Source organism: Shinella sumterensis, assembly GCF_004514425.2.
In the GTDB taxonomy this organism is placed as follows: Bacteria; Pseudomonadota; Alphaproteobacteria; order Rhizobiales; family Rhizobiaceae; genus Shinella; species Shinella sumterensis.
This window is the reverse complement of sequence record NZ_MYFN02000001.1, coordinates 702,085-720,468: the sequence shown is the minus strand read 5'-3', so window position 1 is coordinate 720,468 and position 18,384 is coordinate 702,085. Positions and strand designations below refer to the sequence as shown.

Sequence of the window (18,384 nt, the reverse complement as noted above, 5' to 3'; positions counted from 1 at the left end):
ATCACGCGAAGATGTCGATGGTGATGCGGTTTGCGATCTCGTCGGGGTCCGTCGACGCATCGATGACGCCGGTCAGCTTGAGATCCTCGTAGCCGATCTTCACCTCCTTCAGCAGATCCTTGCCGAACCAGTGGTCGTGGTAGGTAAAGGAGGAGAGGACTTCCGTCAGGTCTTCCAGCGGAAGGCCGGGCTTCAGCGTATCGAAGTACCACTTGGCGACCTCGTCCGGGTGTTTCGCCGTGTACTGGTGGATTTCCAGATTGGCGGCGGCGACGCGCTTGATGGCATCCTTGTTGGCCTCGTAATAATCGCCGTTGACGCCGAGCACGCAGCACACGCGGTCCTTGAAGGTACCGGTCTGCGTGTCGGCGACGCGGCGGAAGCCGTGCTGCTTTTCATAGGAATAGGCCCAGGGGTCCATGTGCGCGACGGCATCCGCCTCGCCCTTCAGCACGCCTTCCGCCACGAGATCGAACGGAAAGACCTTCCAGGTGACATCGGTCTCGGGATTGAGGCCCGCCTTGGCGAGCGCGACGGAAAAGGCGACGCGCGACGGCGACATGACATCGAAGGTGCCGATGGTCTTTCCCTTGAGGTCCGTCAGCGTCTTGATGTCGGAGTCCGGCTTGACGAGCACGCTCTGGCAGCCGCCATGCGAACCGGCAAAGAGCCGCACGTCGAAACCCTGCTCGATGGGCTTCAGCCAGTCGTACAGCAGGCCCGGCCCGGCTTCCGCCTTGCGGGTGGCGAGCGCCTGGATCAGGGTCTGGCCGCTGGCTCCCTGATAGAACAGCTCCACATCCAGGCCATGCTTGGCATAGATGCCCTTGGAAAGACCGAAGCCGACAGGCGAATGGCAGGCCGCCACTTCCGTCCATTCCAGCTTGATCGGGATCGGATTGCCGGCGATGGCATAGCGCGTCGAGCGCGCACCGATGATACCGGCCGTGGCCGCTGCGGCGGTCACCCCGGCCGCCTTGATCAGGCCGCGACGCGACAGGCCCTTGGAAAAGATGGATTCGGATTGCTGGGTCATCAGAGGTCCCCTCGACTGTTGATGACATCAGCTTAGTTGAAACGCTTATTGTTTATAGATTTTATAGATTATATGTCGCCGTGTGACGGGAATATTGTTTTGCCGAGTGCCGCCGCTCGCGCATTCTGGTCCTCATCACGGGAGCGGAAACGACTTTGCTGCCTATCAATGCGACAACAGCGGTCGCCGACAGCCTGAACGAAACATTTTGTCGGGAGAACGCGTCAATGCGGCCCATATTCGCTTGAAAACCGTAGCAGATGTCGATCGCGTTTTTACCCTCCGTGGGTCGCGATAAAAATCCACGGGCATCCGCCACAAGAGAATTTAATTCCTTACTGAAAATATAGAATTTATTATTCTCCGGGAAACGCCTGTGTTCTCAGGCGCATCATAAGAGACGGCACCATGCACACCGCAGGAGACATTTCGTGACGAAGACAGCCAATCCCCTCGATTTCCTGTGGTTCATCCCATCATCCGGCGACGGCTCCTATCTCGGCTCCGACAAGCTGAGCCGTCCATCGGATCCGGGCTATTTCCGCGAGATCGCCGTTGCCGTCGATCGGCTGGGCTATTCGGGCGTTCTCATCCCGGTCGGCGCGGCCTGCGAGGAGTCCTTCGTGCTTGCCGCCGATCTCGCCGCGCGGACGGAACAGCTTAAGTTCCTCGTCGCCATCCGCCCCGGCACGGCAACACCGGCCTATTACGCCCGCCTCGCCTCGACGCTCGACCGCGTATCGAACGGCCGCCTGCTGCTCAACATCGTCGTGGGCGGCAGCGCGCAGGAACTGGCCGGCGACGGCATCTTCCTGCCGCATGACGAGCGCTACGATCACGCCGCCGAATTCTTCAAGGTCTTCAATGAACTGATCGAAACCGGCCGGTCCACCCTGGACGGCAAGTACATCAAGGCAATCGATGCCCAGCTCGGCCTTCCTCCGGTGCAGCAGCCGCGCCCGCCGATCTATTTCGGCGGCTCCTCGGACGCCGCGATAGATTTCGCCGGCGGTCTCGTCGACAAATACCTCACCTGGGGCGAACCTCCGGCGCAGGTGGCCGAAAAGATCGCGCATGCCCGCAAGGCCGCCGCTGCCAAGGGCCGCGACGCGACCTTCGGCATCCGGCTGCATTTCATCGTCCGGGAGACGGACGACGAGGCCTGGGAGGCTGCCGACAGGCTGATCTCCCATCTGTCCGACGAGGCGATTGCAGCGGCACAGGAAGTGCTGACCAAGAATTCGGATTCGGTCGGCCAGGCACGCATGGTTGCCCTGCACAACGGCCGCCGCGACAAGCTGGAAGTCTCGCCCAATCTTTGGGCCGGCATCGGGCTCGTGCGGTCCGGCGCAGGCACCGCGTTGGTCGGCTCGCCGAAGACGGTTGCCGCGCGCCTGCGCGAATACCAGGACCTCGGCATCGACACGGTCATTGCCTCGGGTTATCCGCATCTCGAAGAGGCCTACCGCGTCTCCGAACTGCTCTTCCCGGAACTCGGCCTGCCCGGGCCGCGCAACCAGCTGCGCGCCTCCTTCGGTCACCATCAGGTCTTCGGCGGCGGCGGCCACGGCGGCAACGTCAAGCTCACCTCCGCTTCCTGAGTACCACGCCGTCGCCTTGCGTCACGCCGGAGCCTCCGGCGGGCGCCTTGATCGCGGGTTCTCGGAAGCGAGACCAGGCACGAGGACGGGTTAAGCGGAAGCCGCGTCTTAAAGGCTGACGCGGTTGAAAGCCGTGAGGTGTGCGGTGACGGCAGCGAGTTCCTCGGCCCGCTTCTCCTCGCTCCAGCCGAGAGCCGCAGCCGCAGCGCATGCGATCTCGTCGAGTCCCGCCGCCGTCAGCTTGCCCTCGATCGCAAGCGTCGTGCGGCGCATGACGATATCGGCGAGATGGCCGACCATCTCGTTGCGCACGATCCAGTCGATCTCGCCCTGGCCATAGCCTTCGACATGGACGAGTGGCTGGTCGCCCACCTGGCGGATATGCGCCAGCACCGCGTCGGCGGTCGTGCCGTACCGCGCAAGAAGCGCTTCTATCCGAGACGCCGGAAGGCCACTTTCTGCGGCACGCCGTCCGATCCACGCCTTGCGCGTGGCCTCGTCCGTCGGGAAATCCCGTCCGCCACCGATCGGCAGCATCTGGGTGCTGACCGTGCGGCTGCGACCGATGCGCGAGAGGATCGTGTCGGCGACTTCCTCGGCAAATCCACGAAACGTCGTCCACTTGCCACCGACCAACGAGATGACCGGGAAAGGACGTCCCTTGGCCGGCTCGGCGACCGGCGCCGAATGGTCGCGGCTGATCAGGCCCGGATTGCTGGCATCGGATGCCGGGAGCGGACGAATACCGCTATAGGCATAAACGATCTGCTCGCGGCTGAACTCGAGTTTCGGCAGGAGGGAGCGCAAGCTGGCGATGAAGTAGTCGATCTCGTCTTCCTCGCAGCGCACCGTATCCGGATTGTCGGCCTTGATATCCGTCGAGCCGACGAGGGCGAGCCCGAGGAAATCGTAGACCAGGCAGATGCGCCCGTCGTCAGCCTCGAAGTAGATCATCCGGCCCTTCAGGCTTTTCACCAGGTCCGGATGCTGCAGCAGGATATGCGAGCCCTTGGTACCGCCGATCAGCTTGCCGGATATGCCGAGCGTTTCATTGACGTGATCGATCCACGGGCCGGCTGCATTCACCACGGTCCCGCCGCGAACCAGCCGCTCGTCGCCGTTTGCGTCGCGCAGCGTGATCACCCCGTCCTGTTGGCCGATCAGCGTGGCGCCATTCATCGCGCGGGAGCCCACGCTGGCGTCAAGGCCATCGCGCACCAGTTCCCAGACGAGCCGCTCGGGCCGGCTGATCTTCGCATCATAATAGATGCCGCCGGCGACGATACGCGGCGTCAGCGCCGGCATTTCCTGGAGCGCCTTGCGGCGGAAGAAGAACTGGTGCTTCGGCATCACCCGGTGGCGCGCACCGTAGAGATCATAAAGCGCCAGGCCGATCTTGATGAGCACGGCGCCACGGCTGCGCGGCGCGGTCGTGGAGCCGAGAAGCGTGCGCAATGCGGCAAAGGCCCCCTTCATCAGGGAGAAGGACGGGATGAAGGTCGGCAGCGGCTCCACGCAATGCGGTGCGTTGCGCAGAAGCAGGTTGCGCTCCAGCGTCGACTGCGCGACGAGGCCAAGCTCGCCGGTCTCCAGATACTTGATGCCGCCGTGGATGAGGCGCGAGGGTGCTGCACTGGTGCCGGCGCCGAAATCCGCCTTTTCGACAATCAGGCACTTCAGCCCCTGGAGGCAGAGGTCGCGAAAGAGCCCTGCCCCGTTGATGCCCGCGCCGAGAATGATGACGTCGAATGTTTCGACCGCATCGGCTGCCATGTCCGTCATGATGGGTATGTCCTGTTACTGTGCCGCGCCGCCGAGACGCCGCAGCGTCGGCCAGAGCGGCTTCATGGCCTCTGCGAGATCGAGAAACACCCGGTACTTCTCGTCATAGGCTTTCTGCCGGTCGGGGTCCGGTTGATAGGTCGTTTCGATCGACGCCAAATCGCGGGGATCGTCCGTCGGAGAGGCGAAAAGCCCCGCGCCCGCGCCTGCGCAGAGCGCCGCACCCCAGGCGGCAGCCTCCTCGGTGCGCGTCGCCGTCACCGGCATGCCGAGAATATCGGCGAAGAGACCGGCCATGGCCGGATTGCGCGAGACGCCGCCCGTCAAGCGTGCCGAACGGGGTGCAAATCCGTCGCGCAACGCATCGACATGGACACGGTGGTTGAAGGCGATGCCTTCCAGCACGGCGCGCACCAGATCGCCACGGTCATGCCAGGCATTGAGGCCATAGAAACCGGCGCTCGAAGCGCCACCGAACGGCGACCCGAAAAGATAGGGATGGAAGAAGACGCTCGACGGTCGGGCGCGTGCTGCCTCGAATTCCTCGCCGAGAATGGCGTGGATGCTCTGACCGGCGGCTTCCGCCGCCTTCGCATCGCTGGCGCAGAACTGATCGATGAACCAGTCGTAATTGGCGGTCGAGGCCGGCGAGATCGACATGCTGTTCCATTCGCCGGGAAGGATGCCGTTGCGGCAGAACCAGCGGGCATCGACCTTCGGCGCACGCGATACCGTTTCATTGATCGAATAGGTGCCGGCAATGACGGCGACGACACCCTCGCCGTAACCACCCATGCCGAGCGCGGAGGCGGTGACGTCGTGGAGACCGGCCATGACGGGCGTGCCCTCGACGAGGCCCGTGAGGCGCGCGGTGGCCGCGGTCACGCCGCCGACGACCTCGGTAGAGCCTGCGATCGGTGGCTGCCGGCCGACGAGACCGTCCAGCCCGAACAGCCGCAATGCGTCGTCAGTGTAGTCCTGGGTGCGAACGTCGGTGAAGGAAGTGCTCGCCTCCGTCCGGTCCGTGCCGATCGTGCCGCAAAGGCAGAAGCGCAGCCAGTCCTTCGCGGCGATGAAATGCGCAATCCGCGCATAACGCTCGGGCTCGTTGTCGCGTATCCAGCGCAAGATGGCAGACGGCGCCGAGGCGTGCGGCTTCTGGCCCGTCAGAGCCAGCGATTGTTCGCCGATCTCGGCACTGTTCCAGGCATCCGCAATCGCATCGGCGCGCGTGTCAAGCGAAACGATGGCGTTGCCGAGCGGTCGCGTATCCTTGTCCAAGAGGTAGATGCCGTCGCCATGGGCCGTGGCCGCGATGGCGACGATGTCGGAAGCCGGACGGCCGCAGGCAAAGACCGCCTCCCGGATCGCGTCTGCGGTCGCCGCCCACATGCCGTTCATGTCGCGCTCGATATGCTGCGGCGCGGGGATGAGCTGCGGGACGCGCCGACGGGCGGTGGACAGAACCGTGCCGTCCGCATCGAAAATCACCGCCTTCGTCACGGTCAGTCCGCTGTCTATACCCAGGATGCAGGGCATCGTTGTCTCCATTCTCAAGCGAAGGAGAAACGGCGCCCGGCATCAGCTGTCCGCACCAGCGAACCCTTCAGCCGGACCGCTCCCCATCCGCCACTATGACGTTGATCCCCTTCGAGCGCAGGCGCGACAGATGGGAGACCGGAATATCCTCGTCGACGATCACGGCGTCGAATTCCTGCAGCGTCGCGAAGTGATGCAGCGCGCGCCGCTCGAACTTGGTGTGATCAGCCAGAAGCACGCGACGCGACGCGCATTCGAACATTGCCCGCTTGGTCTCCACCGTCTCCGGCGACTGGTGGTAGACGGCCTCATCGACGATGGCCGAGAGCGACATGAACACGGTATCGGCGCGCAGCCGGCGGATTTCGTTGGTGGTGATGTGCCCCATGAAGGCATTGCACCAATGGTAGAACTGCCCCCCGAGACAGATGAGGTTGATGTCCTTCACCTCCTTCAGCTCGGTGATGAGGACGAGGGAATTGGTGATGACCGTCAGCGGCACCTTGGCCGGCAGGAAACGCGTCATCTCGTGGACCGTGGTGGCATCGTCCATGAAGATCGCCTGCCCCGGCTCGACGAACTGCATCGCCGCCCTGGCGATGGCCTTCTTCTCCTTGGCCTGCTTGGTCGCGCGATAGGCGTCGGAGGACTCGATCAGGCTCGTCGGCGCTGCGGAAACGATGCCGCGCGTCTTGCGAAACAGCCCACGGCTGACGAGTTCGTCGACATCGCGGTGAGCGGTCATCAGGCTGATGCCGAAACGTTCGGTCAGGTCCTCGATGCGCAGCGAGCCCTCGGCGATCACCGCCTCGGCGATCATCTGGCGTCGCGCGATCTGTCGGGCGTGCCGGCTGTCGCTCGGCAACTCCTCCGAAAGCAAATCCTTGACATCGACTTTCTTGTTCACGGGAAATCCTGCCATGCTTCGAGGTAAGAGCTGTCGTATCTCGTATCGGGCGGCAAGGAGAATACCAAGCCGACCGGGCAGTGCCCTGGTGGGATGGGAGCGCCCCGAAAGGCGCCCCCGGTCTCGATTACTCGCTCAGAACGAACGGAGCGGTGTACTTGTCGACATTGTCCTTGGTGATCAGCAGGCAATCGAAGAGCTGCTTTTCGGTTTCGACGCCGGTCGAGCCCGTCTTGATGACGTTGTCGGCCTGCTTGACGGCTGCTTCCGAGAAGACGGCAACCGGCTGAAGGACCGTGTACTGCAGTTCACCGGCCTTGATGGCGGCGACAGCGTCCGGCGAACCGTCGAAGCCGCCGACCTTGACCTGGTCGAGCTTGCCGGCTTCCTTCAGGGCAGCGATGGCGCCAAGGGCCATTTCGTCGTTACCGCTGATCACGCCGATGATGTCGGGATTTGCCTGGAGCAGCGACTGCATCTTGGCATGGCCCTTGGTGCGGTCCCAGTCAGCGACTTCGCGGCCGACCTTCTCGAGGTCCGGGTACTGCGTCAGCACGGTTTCATAACCGTTGGAACGCGTTGCAGCGTTGTTGTCGGAGGGCGCGCCGAAGAGTTCGACATACTTGCCCGTCTCGCCGACCGACTCGACCCACTGCTGCGCACCGAGAGCGGCGCCCTGAGCATTGTTGGAGACGAGCTGCGCCTTGGCGAGGCCTTCCTGGTTGATCTCGGCATTGACGAGAATGACCGGGATACCGGCAGCAACGGCCTTCTTGACCGCGCCGACCGAACCGTCGGCATTGGCCGGGTCGAGGATGATCGCGACCGACTTGTTGGTGATCGCGGTGTCGATCAGGTTGCTTTCGGTGTTGGTGTCGCCCTTGTGCGCGCCGACATTGGCCGTGTAGCCGAGGCCTTCGGCCGTCTTCTTGGCAACTTCGCCTTCCGTGAACCAGTACGGGTTGGACGGATCGTTGACGATGACGGTGATGAGGCCTTCGGCCCAGGCCGAGCTGAACAGCAGCGGCACGACGGCCGTTGCTGCGAAGAGGATACGCATACCTTTTTTGAACATAGTCTCACTCCCTTTGTTGAGTCCGTTGACGCCGGTGTCCGGCAATACTTTCCGCGGCCGGCTCCTCGATGGTCCGCCTCGTCGGGCCGCGGTCAGTTCCAGTCAGCCGTCGCGTTTCAGCGACGGCCGTATTTGACGCTGTTCAGGAGAACGGCGGTAACGATGACGGCGCCGGTGAAGACCGTCTGCCAGTAGGCGGAGACGCCGATGATCACGAGGCCATCCGACAGGAAGCCGATCACGAAGGCGCCCAGCATGGTGCCGATGACCGTGCCGCGGCCACCCGTCAGCGCCGCACCGCCGATCACCACGGCCGCGATTGCGGTCAGTTCGTAAGTGGTGCCGGCCGTCGGGCCTGCCGACGTCAGCTGCGAGGACAGGACAAGGCCCGCCACGGCGGCGCAGACACCGGAAAGCACATAGACGCTGATCTTGACGCGCTTGACCGGCACGCCCGACAGTTCGGCCGCGCGTTCGTTGCCGCCGGAGGCATAGAGCCAGCGCCCGAAGGCGGTACGCGTCAACAGGATGTGGCAGACGACCGCGAAGACCAGGAGAACGAGGACACCGATCGGCACGCCGGCCAGGCGGTTGAAGCCGAGCCAGTCGAAACCGGTATTGCCAAGCTCCGGACGGCCGCCGAGATTGTTGTAGGTGAGGCCGTTGGTCATCAGGAGAGCGATGCCGCGGGCAACGTAGAGCACGCCGAGCGTGGCGACGAAGGCCGGGACGCGCAGATAGGCGATCAGCACGCCGTTGACCGCGCCGACGACCGCGCCGAGCAGGCAGGTCAGGACCACGACGACCCAGACGGACGGATAGAGGATCACCCCGATTTGTGGCAGCGTCACGCCCTGCATCAGGAAGCCCGCGACCACCCCGGCAAGCCCAAGGGTCGAACCGACCGACAGGTCGATGCCGCCATTGAGAATGACGAGCAGCATGCCGATGGCCAGGAGGCCGAAAATCGCCACATGCGACGCCATGATCAGGAAGTTGTTGATCGTGAAATAGTTCGGCGACATCAGCGAGAAGACGACCACGATGGCGATCAACGCGAAGAAGGCGCGGCCTTCGAACAGCAGTTCGACAAGGCTTTTCTTGCGCTTGCCGCCGCTCGTCGCCGCCTTCGTGTCTATTGCAGGTGTGACTGACATGCTTCAGCGCTCCTAATGGGCATGCACGGCTTCGCCGGAGGCGGCCATGATCTGTTCCTTGGTCGCATCGGGACCGAATTCTGCGGAAATGCGGCCACGCCGCATGACGATGATACGGTGCGCAATGCTGAGGCACTCGCCGACCTCGGAGGTCGTGTAGACGACGGCAAGACCCTGCTTTGCGCGCTCGGCCAAAAGCTTGAACACTTCCGCCTTGGCGCCGATATCGATGCCACGGCTGGGCTCGTCGAGCAGGATGACTTCAGGATTGGTCGCCAGCATCTTGCCGATAACCACCTTCTGCTGGTTGCCGCCCGAGAGCGAACCGATCGCGGCATCGCCGCCATCCGTCTTGATATGCACCTTGCGGATCGCGTTGCCGACAAGATCGAGCTCGCGGCCGGCGGACGTGAAGAGGCCGCGGGTGAAGGAGCCGATACTGGCGAGCGAGAGGTTGCGGCCAACGGTCATGGTCTGCACCAGACCGTCGCGCTGGCGATCTTCCGGCACGAGCACGAGGCCGTCGCGGATGCACTGGGCGATCGACTGCCCGGTCACGTCCCTGCCCTTCAGCACCACCTTGCCGGCAGTCGGCGTGAGCCGTCCCGCCGCCGTTTCCAGCAGTTCCGTCCGTCCCGCGCCCATCAGGCCATAGATGCAGACGATCTCGCCCTCGCGGACGGACAGCGACAGGCCGTCGACGACCGAGTAACCGGCGCCGCCCGGATCGGGCACGGTCAGGCCTTCGATGGAAAGCGCGACATCGCCCATCTCATAACCCGTCGGTGGCGAGCCGAGATCGAAGTTCTCGCCGACCATGTGGCGGACGATCCATTCCAGATCGATTTCCTCGCGCCCGGCATAGGCCGTCATGGCGCCGTCGCGCAGAACCACCGCATGGTTGGTGATCTGCAACGCCTCTTCGAGGTGGTGCGAAATATAGACGATGGAGACGCCGCGGGCGGTCAGGTCGCGGATGACCTTGAACAGCACTTCCACCTCGGAGGCGCTGAGTGCCGAAGTCGGCTCGTCCATGATGAGGATTCGCGAATTGACGGACAGCGCGCGCGCGATCTCGACGATCTGCTGCTGGCCGAGGCGCAACTCCTCCACCGGGGTCAGAGGATCGATATCCTCTTCGAGCTCTTCCATCAGGAGGCGCGTCTGGCGCTCTTCTTCCGCGAAGTCCACGCCCGTCGCCGTCATGATTTCGCGACCCATGAAGATGTTGTCGCGGACGTTCATGTTGGGAGCAAGGCTGAGCTCCTGATGGATGATGGAGATGCCGCGGTCGCGTGCTTGGGAGGATGACGCGAAAGCGACGGATTCCCCATCGAGTATGATTTCGCCGGACGTGGGCTGCACCACGCCGGACAGGATTTTCATCAGCGTCGACTTGCCGGCGCCGTTCTCGCCGAAAAGCGTTGTCACTTCGCCGCGGCGAATGTCGAAATTCACGCCCTTCAGGGCATGGATATTGCCGTACGACTTCGCCACGTTGCGTGCAGCGAGGACGACGTCACCCTTCTGGCCGATGTCGGCAACTTCGCTCATTGGACGTCGAACCTCACGGGCGTCACGATCCAGCTCTTCGGGTTGACCAGCTTGAAGACGCCGATGACAGTGACGGTCTTGCCTTCGATCGCCGCCGGATCGAGATTGCCGAGAACGACCTTCTTCACCTCGTTGTTGATGGCGGAACCGGCATCCTGATACTCGATCTGGTTCTTGAACTGGCCGAATTCGATCTTGCCCGTCGCATCGCGCAGGTCTGTACCGTTGAGTGCCGGCCCGGTCTGGACGCGCACGGTCAGCTCGGCCGGCAGGCCCTCGACAGCAACGACATTGTAGTTGGCCTTGCGCTCGCCGAGCACACCGGTGAACTTCACGGGAAAGACGGGCCCGACGGACGTGGCGACGCCGTACTTTTCGCCGGCGGCCTTCCTGTCGGCCGCAATGGCCTGCGACAGCTCGACAGCGTCGACGGCGCGCCCTTCCACATCCTGCTTGATGATCGGGAACTGCTCGGCACCGAAGGCGACCGGCGAGAACTTCTGCACCTGGACATCGGCGTCCGAGCCGATCGTCACGATCTTCGTGTCGAAGGCCATGGCGCCGACGAGCACGATGGCGGCTGCAATGCCAAACCAGCGATAGGACCGCGCCGGCTGCGGCGATTTCGAAAGCGTGGCTTCAGTCATGTCCGTTGACCTTGAAATAGAACGAGGAGGTTTTCAGCGAGGACGACAACGACAGAAGCGGCACGCCGCTTACGCGATGTCCGTTTAAGGGGATCTGAAGACCAGAAGATGTCACGACGTCCTCCCATGAACGCGCTGGCCAGATCTCCTCACCCGCCTCGCGCTGCATTGCACAAACCTTCGCATCTGCGGTATGTGCACGTTATATGTCCCAACACATATGTTAACTTAACACAAGCTGTCAATCGGACTTTTTGCGGTAATCCACATTGGCGCGCCGTGCCGCACCCACAGGAAACATTGATATTTGCGGCACCGGTAGAACATGAGGAATGGCGGATAATTACCTTGAGAAAAATCCAAAATACAACTGATATTAATGCATTTATCGACAAAACTAATTCAGTGCGCCTGAGGATTGGGCGACGTTGGAGGAAGCGCCCAAAACCCTGCTCGTCGCGCCTACACGTTGAAAATCACGTCCAATCCACATGTCGTAGAACGTCCGCCTACGTTGAAAAAAACTCCATTGCCCGAAATTTTTTCCGAGACACGCGATAACTTTGTGTTATCTTCTGCGTCGAGGTACGGAATATCAGCGTTATTTTCCCTTGCGGGGCGGCATCACCGACGGGTCAAGGAAACCACGCGCTTCCGGAAAGACGTGTCGGGAGGACTGAATGCCCTGTTTTGGATCAGGCAACGCGGCGGATGCCGTTGCACGGGTGCGCCATGACTGATGCGCAGGACCTGATCATCGGCATCGACGCCGGCACATCGGTCATGAAGGCAGTGGCCTTCAGCCTGAACGGTCGCCAGATTGCCAGCGCATCGGTGCGCAACACCTACACGACCGGCGACGACGGCTCCGTCACGCAGTCCCTCGACCAGACCTGGCACGACTGCACGCGCGCGCTTCGCGGCCTGGCGGACAAGGTCGCTCGTCTTGCTGAGCGCACCGCCGCCATCGCGGTTACCGCCCAGGGCGACGGCACCTGGCTCGTCGGCGCCGGCAATCGGCCGGTTGGGGACGCGTGGCTATGGCTCGATGCCCGTGCCGCCTCCACCGTCGAGCGCCTTGCCGCGACAGATGCGGACCGCGCCCGATTCGAGGCGACGGGAACCGGGCTCAACACCTGCCAGCAGGGCACGCAGCTTGCCCATATGGACCGTTATTATCCGGAGCTTCTTGCCGGCGCGGAGACGGCCATGCACTGCAAGGACTGGCTCTATCTCAACCTGACGGGCGTGCGTGCGACGGATCCTTCCGAAGTCAGCTTCACCTTCGGCAATTTCCGCACACGCCAGTACGATACGGATGTGCTGGCCGCGCTGGGCCTTACGCACCGGCGCAACTTGCTGCCCGAGGTCATCGACGGCACACAGACGTCGCACAAGCTGACTACAGAGGCGGCAGCGGCATCGGGCCTGAGAGCCGGAACGCCTGTTAGTCTTGGCTATGTCGACATGTGCATGACGGCGCTGGGTGCCGGCGTGCGCAGCGACGGCCGCAACGCGGCCTGCTCCGCCATCGGCTCGACCGGCGTTCACCTGTTGGCCACGGCTGTGGAAGACGTCGTGCTGAACGCCGAACGAACCGGCTATGTGATCGCGCTTCCGATTCCCGGCATCGTCACCCAGGTCCAGACCAATATGGGCGCGACCATCAATCTCGACTGGCTGCTGCAACTGGGCGCCGATATGCTGGGCGAATTCGGTGTCAGCGTCGGGCTGGACGAGATGATCGCCCGCGTCGACCAATGGTTTGCGGCAAGCAAGCCGGGCAACATTCTCTATCACCCCTATATTTCGGAAGCCGGGGAACGCGGGCCCTTCGTCAACGCCCGCGCGCGCGCCAATTTCACGGGCCTTTCCAGCCGCCACCGCTATCCCGATCTCGTTCGCGCGGTGGTCGAGGGTCTCGGAATGGCGACACGCGATTGTTATGCCGCCATGGGCGCCCTGCCCTCGGAACTGCGCGTGAGCGGCGGAGCAGCCCGGTCAGCCTCCCTTCGACGCACGCTCGGCGCCGCCCTTGGAGCGCCGGTGCGCGTCAGCACGCGCGAAGAAGCCGGAGCCGCAGGCGCCTCGATGATGGCAGCCGTCGCCATCGGCGCCTACCGTACCATGGACGACTGCATCGCCGACTGGGTGACGCCCGAGCTCGGCGCGGCCGAACAGCCCGACATGGAAGCGTCCGAACGCATGACACGCCTCTTTACCGCCTACGCGGATGTGCGCCGGGGCATCGCGCCCGCCTGGGACATCCTTGCCGCGCGCTGAGGAAAACGATGATCGTGCCGCTGCGGCGGCGCCAGAGGAGACTGATATGACAGAGCCACAGCTTATTGACCTCTTCGTCATCGGCGGGGGCATCAACGGCGCGGGCATCGCACGCGACGCTGCCGGACGCGGCCTGTCCGTCGTGCTGAGCGAAAAGGACGACCTTGCCGAAGGCACCTCCTCACGCTCGGGAAAACTGGTCCATGGCGGCCTTCGCTACCTGGAATATTACGAGTTCCGTCTGGTCCGCGAAGCCTTGATCGAGCGTGAGGTGCTGCTCAACGCCGCTCCGCACATCATCTGGCCGATGCGTTTCGTTCTGCCGCATAGTCCCGAGGACCGGCCGGCCTGGCTCGTGCGGCTTGGCCTCTTTCTCTACGACCATCTCGGCGGCCGCAAGAAACTGCCCGGCACCCGCACGCTGGACCTCAAGCGCGATCCCGAGGGCACGCCGATCCTTGACCAGTACACCCGCGGCTTCGAATATTCCGATTGCTGGGTGGACGACGCCCGCCTCGTGACGTTGAACGCCATCGGCGCCGCCGAGAAAGGCGCCGTCGTCCTGACCCGCTCGCCCACCGTATCGGCGCGCCGCGAGAATGGCGCCTGGACCGTCACGACCCAGAACAGCGTGACGGGCGAGACCCGCACGTTCCGCGCCAAGTGCCTCGTCAACTGTGCCGGCCCCTGGGTGACCGACATCATCAACCGCGTCGCCGGCTCGAATTCCGCGCGCAATGTCCGCCTCGTGAAGGGCAGCCACATCATCGTTCCGAAGTTCTGGGCGGGCGCGAACGCCTATCTGGTCCAGAACCATGACAAGCGCGTCATCTTCATCAATCCCTACGAGGGCGACAAGGCGCTGATCGGCACCACCGACATCGCCTATGAGGGCCGCGCCGAGGACGTTGCCGCCGACGAGGCGGAGATCGATTACCTGCTGAAGGCCGTGAACCGCTACTTCAAGGAGAAGCTTCGCCGTCAGGACGTGCTGCATTCCTTCTCCGGCGTGCGCCCGCTCTTTGACGACGGCAAGGGCAACCCCTCAGCCGTTACCCGCGACTATGTGTTCGATCTCGACGAAACCGGCGGCGCACCGCTGCTCAACGTATTCGGCGGCAAGATCACGACGTTCCGTGAACTTGCCGAGCGCGGCATGCACCGCCTGAAACATATCTTCCCGAACATGGGCGCCGACTGGACCGAGAAGGCGCCCCTGCCCGGCGGCGACATGCTGAATGCCGACTACGAGACCTTCGCCAACGGCCTGCGGGACATCTATCCCTGGATGCCGCGCAAGCTCGTCCAGCACTATGGGCGCCTCTATGGGACGCGCACGAAGGCCGTCGTCGGCAATGCCGCCGGCATCGAAGACCTCGGCCGGCATTTCGGCGGGCAGCTCTACGAGGCGGAAGCCCGCTATCTCGTCGAGAACGAATGGGCGCTGACGGCGCAGGACATTCTCTATCGCCGCACCAAGCACTACCTCCACCTGACGGAAGCCGAACGGGCCGCCTTCGCTGACTGGTTCAGCACCAGCCGCCTTGCAGCGGCGTGAGGAAAACCATGCCCCTGACGCTCTCGCTCAACACCAATCCGCTCGTCAACCGCTTCGCCGACCCTGACGACCTCATCGATACGGTCGCACGGGATCTCCGGCTGCGCGATCTTCAGCTGACCCATGAGTTCATCAATCCAAGCTGGAACGCCGATACGATCCGCCGCCTGACGCGACAGATGGACCGCGCGCTCCAGCGCACGGGCGTGCGTGTCACGTCCGGCATGACCGGCCCCTATGGCCGGCTCAATCATTTCGGCCACCCCGACGCTGAAGTGCGGCGCTATTACATCGACTGGTTCAAGACCTTCGCCGACATCATCGGCGATCTCGGCGGCCAGTCCGTCGGCACCCAGTTCGCGATCTTCACCTACAAGGACTACGATGATCCGGTCCGTCGTGAAGAGCTGATCAAGATCGCCATCGACTGTTGGGCAGAGGTCGCCGACCACGCCCGGGACGCCGGCCTCTCCTACGTGTTCTGGGAACCGATGAGCGTCGGGCGCGAATTCGGCGAGACGATCAACGCCTGCCTCGCCCTGCAGGAGCGCCTGACGGCGGCAACCATGGCGGTTCCCATGTGGATGATGGCCGATATCGACCATGGGGACGTGACGTCCGACAATCCCGACGACTACGACCCCTATGCCTGGGCACGCGCGGTTCCGACGGTATCGCCGATCATCCACATCAAGCAGAGCCTGATGGACAAGGGCGGCCACCGGCCGTTCACCGCCGCATTCAACGCCAAGGGCCGCATCCAGCCGGAACCGTTGCTGAAGGCATTTGCCGAAGGCGGTGCGGTCGACAACGAGATCTGCCTCGAACTCTCCTTCAAGGAACGCGAACCGAACGACCGCGAGGTCATCCCGCAGATTGCCGAAAGCATTGCCTTCTGGGCGCCGCATATCGATACCGGTGCATCCGATCTGAAAGCAGGCTGAATAACCCGGCCCCGCGGGATGACAGCAGGACAGGACATCATCGATGACCGAAAACGAAGATTCCCTCGCCGTCCGTGCCGCTTGGCTGCACTATGTCGGGGGCTTCACCCAGTCAGCCGTGGCCAAGCGGCTCGGCATTCCCTCGGGCAAGGCGCACCGGCTGATCTCCCGTGCGGTGGCCGAGGGCGTGGTGAAGGTCAGCATCGACGGCGATATTGCCGAATGCGTCAACCTGGAGGTCACGCTTTCGGAGCGCTACGGTCTGGATTACTGTGAGGTCGCACCCGATGTCGACGATGATGCGCTTGCGCTGACGGCGCTCGGCCATGCCGGCGCGGATTTCCTCCGCCGGGAAATCGAGGGCGGCGCGGCTGCCGTCATCGGCCTTGGTCATGGCCGCACGCTGTCGGCCGCCGTCCATCACCTGCCGCGCATCAGCGCAGGCAATACGCGTTTCGTCTCGCTGCTGGGCGGGCTCACCCGCGATTATGCGACAAATCCCTATGACGTCATGCATCAGCTTGCGGCAAAGACCGGCAGGCAAGCCTATGTGATGCCCGTACCCTTCTTCGCCAATACCGAGGACGACCGCGAGGTGTTGCTTGCCCAGCGCGGCGTCCGCGATGTGTTCCATCTCGCCCGCAGCGCCGATCTGAAGATCGTCGGCATCGGAACGGTGGACAGCCAGGCGCACCTCGTCACCTCCGGCATGCTGCACGCCGACGAGCTGGAGGAAATCGCAGCGCTTGGCGGCATCGGCGAACTGCTCGGCCACTTCTTCGACAACAAGGGCCGTATCCTGGAAACGTCCGTGACGGCACGAACGCTTGCGGCCTCCTTCACCGAGTCCGGCCGGGATCGCATCGTCGCCATTGCCGGCGGCCCGGCCAAGACCGAAGCCATCCGGGCCGTTCTGCACAGCTACAAGCTTCACGGCCTGATCACCGACGAGCGAACCGCTCGTCTTCTGCTAGAAAGCTCCGCATGAGGCACACAATGACGAGGGAGAATACACCATGAGCGACGGCCGGAACTTCTGGGTCGGCACAAGCTGGAAGATGAACAAGACGCTGGCCGAGGCAAAGGTGTTCGCCGAAGGCCTGAAGGCTGCCGACAAGGATCGCCATGCCCGCATCCAGCGCTTCATCATCCCGCCCTTCACCGCGGTGCGCGAGGTCAAGGCGCTGCTTGCCGAGACCTCCGTCAAGGTCGGTGCACAGAACATGCACTGGGCCGACGAGGGCGCGTGGACCGGCGAGATTTCTCCGGTCATGCTGAAGGACTGCAATCTCGACCTCGTCGAACTCGGCCACTCCGAACGCCGCGAGCATTTCGGGGAGACGGACGAGGCTGTCGGCCTGAAGACGGAGGCCGCCGTGCGTCATGGCCTCGTGCCGCTCATCTGCATCGGTGAAACGCTCGCGGACCGGGAAAGCGGCAATGCCGACGCGGTGTTGGCGCAGCAGGTTCGCGGCGCCCTCGGAAAACTCCAGGGCGCACAGAAGGAAGCGGAAGTCCTGCTCGCCTATGAGCCCGTCTGGGCAATCGGCGAAAAGGGCATTCCGGCAACTGCCGACTATGCCGATGCACGGCATGCCGAAATCGCCAAGGTCGCGGAGGATATCCTCGGCCGCCGGATCCCGTGCCTCTACGGCGGCTCGGTCAATCCGCTGAACTGCGAAGAACTGATCGCCTGCCCGAATATCGACGGGCTTTTCATCGGCCGTTCAGCCTGGAAGGTTGAAGGCTATCTCGACATCCTGGCGCGTTGCGCCGCCACCATCTGAAAAGGAGTTGCACCATGAAACTTGCTATTGCCGGTGACAGCGCGGGCGAAGGCCTCGCCAAGGTTCTCGCCGATTACCTCAAGGACCGCCACGAGGTGCACGAAGTCTCGCGTACCGATGCCGGCCCGGATGCGTTCTACGCCACCCTCTCCGACCGTGTCGCCTCCGCCGTCATCGCCGGCGAATATGACCGCGCGATCCTCGTCTGCGGCACTGGCATCGGCGTGTGCATCGCAGCCAACAAGGTGCCCGGCATCCGCGCTGCGCTGACCCACGATACCTATTCGGCCGAGCGCGCGGCGCTGTCCAACAATGCGCAGATCATCACGATGGGCGCACGCGTCATCGGTTCGGAAGTCGCAAAGACCATCGCGGACGCCTTCCTGGCCCAGACCTTCGACGAAAACGGCCGCTCGGCCGGCAACGTCAACGCCATCAACGAGGTCGACGCCAAGTACAACACCGCCGGCAAGTGAGCCGGCCTTGAAGGGCGGAGACGGCCGTCTCCGCCCTT

Annotated in this window: 15 protein-coding genes; 7 read left to right on the top strand and 8 right to left on the bottom strand. The window is 63.5% G+C overall.

Going from position 1 to position 18,384, the window contains the following annotated elements:
* Window position 1: 1 nt before the first annotated feature.
* The gene (locus tag B5M41_RS03395; protein ID WP_134648779.1) at window positions 2-1,036 is read right to left on the bottom strand and encodes an ABC transporter substrate-binding protein; all 1,035 of its coding nucleotides are present in this window, start codon (window positions 1,034-1,036) and stop codon (window positions 2-4) included.
* 431 nt (window positions 1,037-1,467) lie between these two features.
* Here B5M41_RS03395 and ssuD point away from each other — a divergent pair, with 431 nt between their 5' ends.
* Window positions 1,468-2,637, top strand: coding sequence for an FMNH2-dependent alkanesulfonate monooxygenase (gene ssuD / locus B5M41_RS03390; RefSeq protein WP_134648778.1), 1,170 nt, complete (start codon window positions 1,468-1,470; stop codon window positions 2,635-2,637).
* Window positions 2,638-2,745: 108 nt separating this feature from the next.
* Here ssuD and B5M41_RS03385 read toward each other — a convergent pair whose 3' ends face one another.
* The 7 genes from B5M41_RS03385 to B5M41_RS03355 all read right to left on the bottom strand — a co-directional run bounded on the left by B5M41_RS03385 (window position 2,746) and on the right by B5M41_RS03355 (window position 11,298).
* On the bottom strand, window positions 2,746-4,419 hold the full coding sequence (locus tag B5M41_RS03385) for a glycerol-3-phosphate dehydrogenase/oxidase (protein ID WP_134648777.1): 1,674 nt from the start codon (window positions 4,417-4,419) through the stop codon (window positions 2,746-2,748).
* Between the two features lie 15 nt (window positions 4,420-4,434).
* A complete protein-coding gene (locus B5M41_RS03380; RefSeq protein ID WP_134648776.1) occupies window positions 4,435-5,958 on the bottom strand; it encodes an FGGY-family carbohydrate kinase in 1,524 nt (507 codons plus the stop codon).
* Window positions 5,959-6,025: 67 nt separating this feature from the next.
* Window positions 6,026-6,880, bottom strand: a complete 855-nt coding sequence (locus B5M41_RS03375; protein WP_202402175.1) for a DeoR/GlpR family DNA-binding transcription regulator — start codon at window positions 6,878-6,880, stop codon at window positions 6,026-6,028.
* A 112-nt stretch (window positions 6,881-6,992) separates the two neighbouring features.
* Window positions 6,993-7,940, bottom strand: coding sequence for a D-ribose ABC transporter substrate-binding protein (locus B5M41_RS03370; protein ID WP_134648774.1), 948 nt, complete (start codon window positions 7,938-7,940; stop codon window positions 6,993-6,995).
* A gap of 116 nt (window positions 7,941-8,056) precedes the next feature.
* Complete coding sequence (locus B5M41_RS03365) at window positions 8,057-9,097, bottom strand: ABC transporter permease (protein ID WP_134648773.1); 1,041 nt, start codon at window positions 9,095-9,097, stop codon at window positions 8,057-8,059.
* A gap of 12 nt (window positions 9,098-9,109) precedes the next feature.
* Window positions 9,110-10,651 carry a sugar ABC transporter ATP-binding protein gene (locus B5M41_RS03360; RefSeq protein ID WP_134648772.1) on the bottom strand — a complete coding sequence of 514 codons (1,542 nt, stop codon included), beginning with the start codon at window positions 10,649-10,651 and terminating at the stop codon, window positions 9,110-9,112.
* The gene (locus B5M41_RS03355) at window positions 10,648-11,298 is read right to left on the bottom strand and encodes a DUF2291 family protein (protein ID WP_134648771.1); all 651 of its coding nucleotides are present in this window, start codon (window positions 11,296-11,298) and stop codon (window positions 10,648-10,650) included. Before B5M41_RS03355 ends, B5M41_RS03360 begins: the two co-directional genes overlap by 4 nt.
* A 732-nt stretch (window positions 11,299-12,030) precedes the next feature.
* On the opposite strand from B5M41_RS03355, the gene B5M41_RS03350 reads away from it, so the two are divergent.
* Genes B5M41_RS03350 through derI form a run of 6 tightly spaced genes read left to right on the top strand, consistent with a single transcriptional unit; the run spans window position 12,031 to window position 18,346 of the window.
* Window positions 12,031-13,581, top strand: coding sequence for an FGGY-family carbohydrate kinase (locus B5M41_RS03350; protein WP_134648770.1), 1,551 nt, complete (start codon window positions 12,031-12,033; stop codon window positions 13,579-13,581).
* A 46-nt stretch (window positions 13,582-13,627) separates the two neighbouring features.
* A complete protein-coding gene (locus B5M41_RS03345; protein WP_134648769.1) occupies window positions 13,628-15,139 on the top strand; it encodes a glycerol-3-phosphate dehydrogenase in 1,512 nt (503 codons plus the stop codon).
* Window positions 15,140-15,147: 8 nt separating this feature from the next.
* A complete protein-coding gene (locus B5M41_RS03340; protein WP_134648768.1) occupies window positions 15,148-16,083 on the top strand; it encodes a sugar phosphate isomerase/epimerase family protein in 936 nt (311 codons plus the stop codon).
* Between the two features lie 43 nt (window positions 16,084-16,126).
* On the top strand, window positions 16,127-17,071 hold the full coding sequence (locus B5M41_RS03335; RefSeq protein ID WP_134648767.1) for a sugar-binding transcriptional regulator: 945 nt from the start codon (window positions 16,127-16,129) through the stop codon (window positions 17,069-17,071).
* 28 nt (window positions 17,072-17,099) lie between these two features.
* A complete protein-coding gene (locus tag B5M41_RS03330; RefSeq protein WP_134648766.1) occupies window positions 17,100-17,870 on the top strand; it encodes a triose-phosphate isomerase in 771 nt (256 codons plus the stop codon).
* A gap of 14 nt (window positions 17,871-17,884) precedes the next feature.
* Window positions 17,885-18,346, top strand: a complete 462-nt coding sequence (gene derI / locus B5M41_RS03325) for a D-erythrulose-4-phosphate isomerase (protein WP_134648765.1) — start codon at window positions 17,885-17,887, stop codon at window positions 18,344-18,346.
* Window positions 18,347-18,384: the final 38 nt, after the last annotated feature.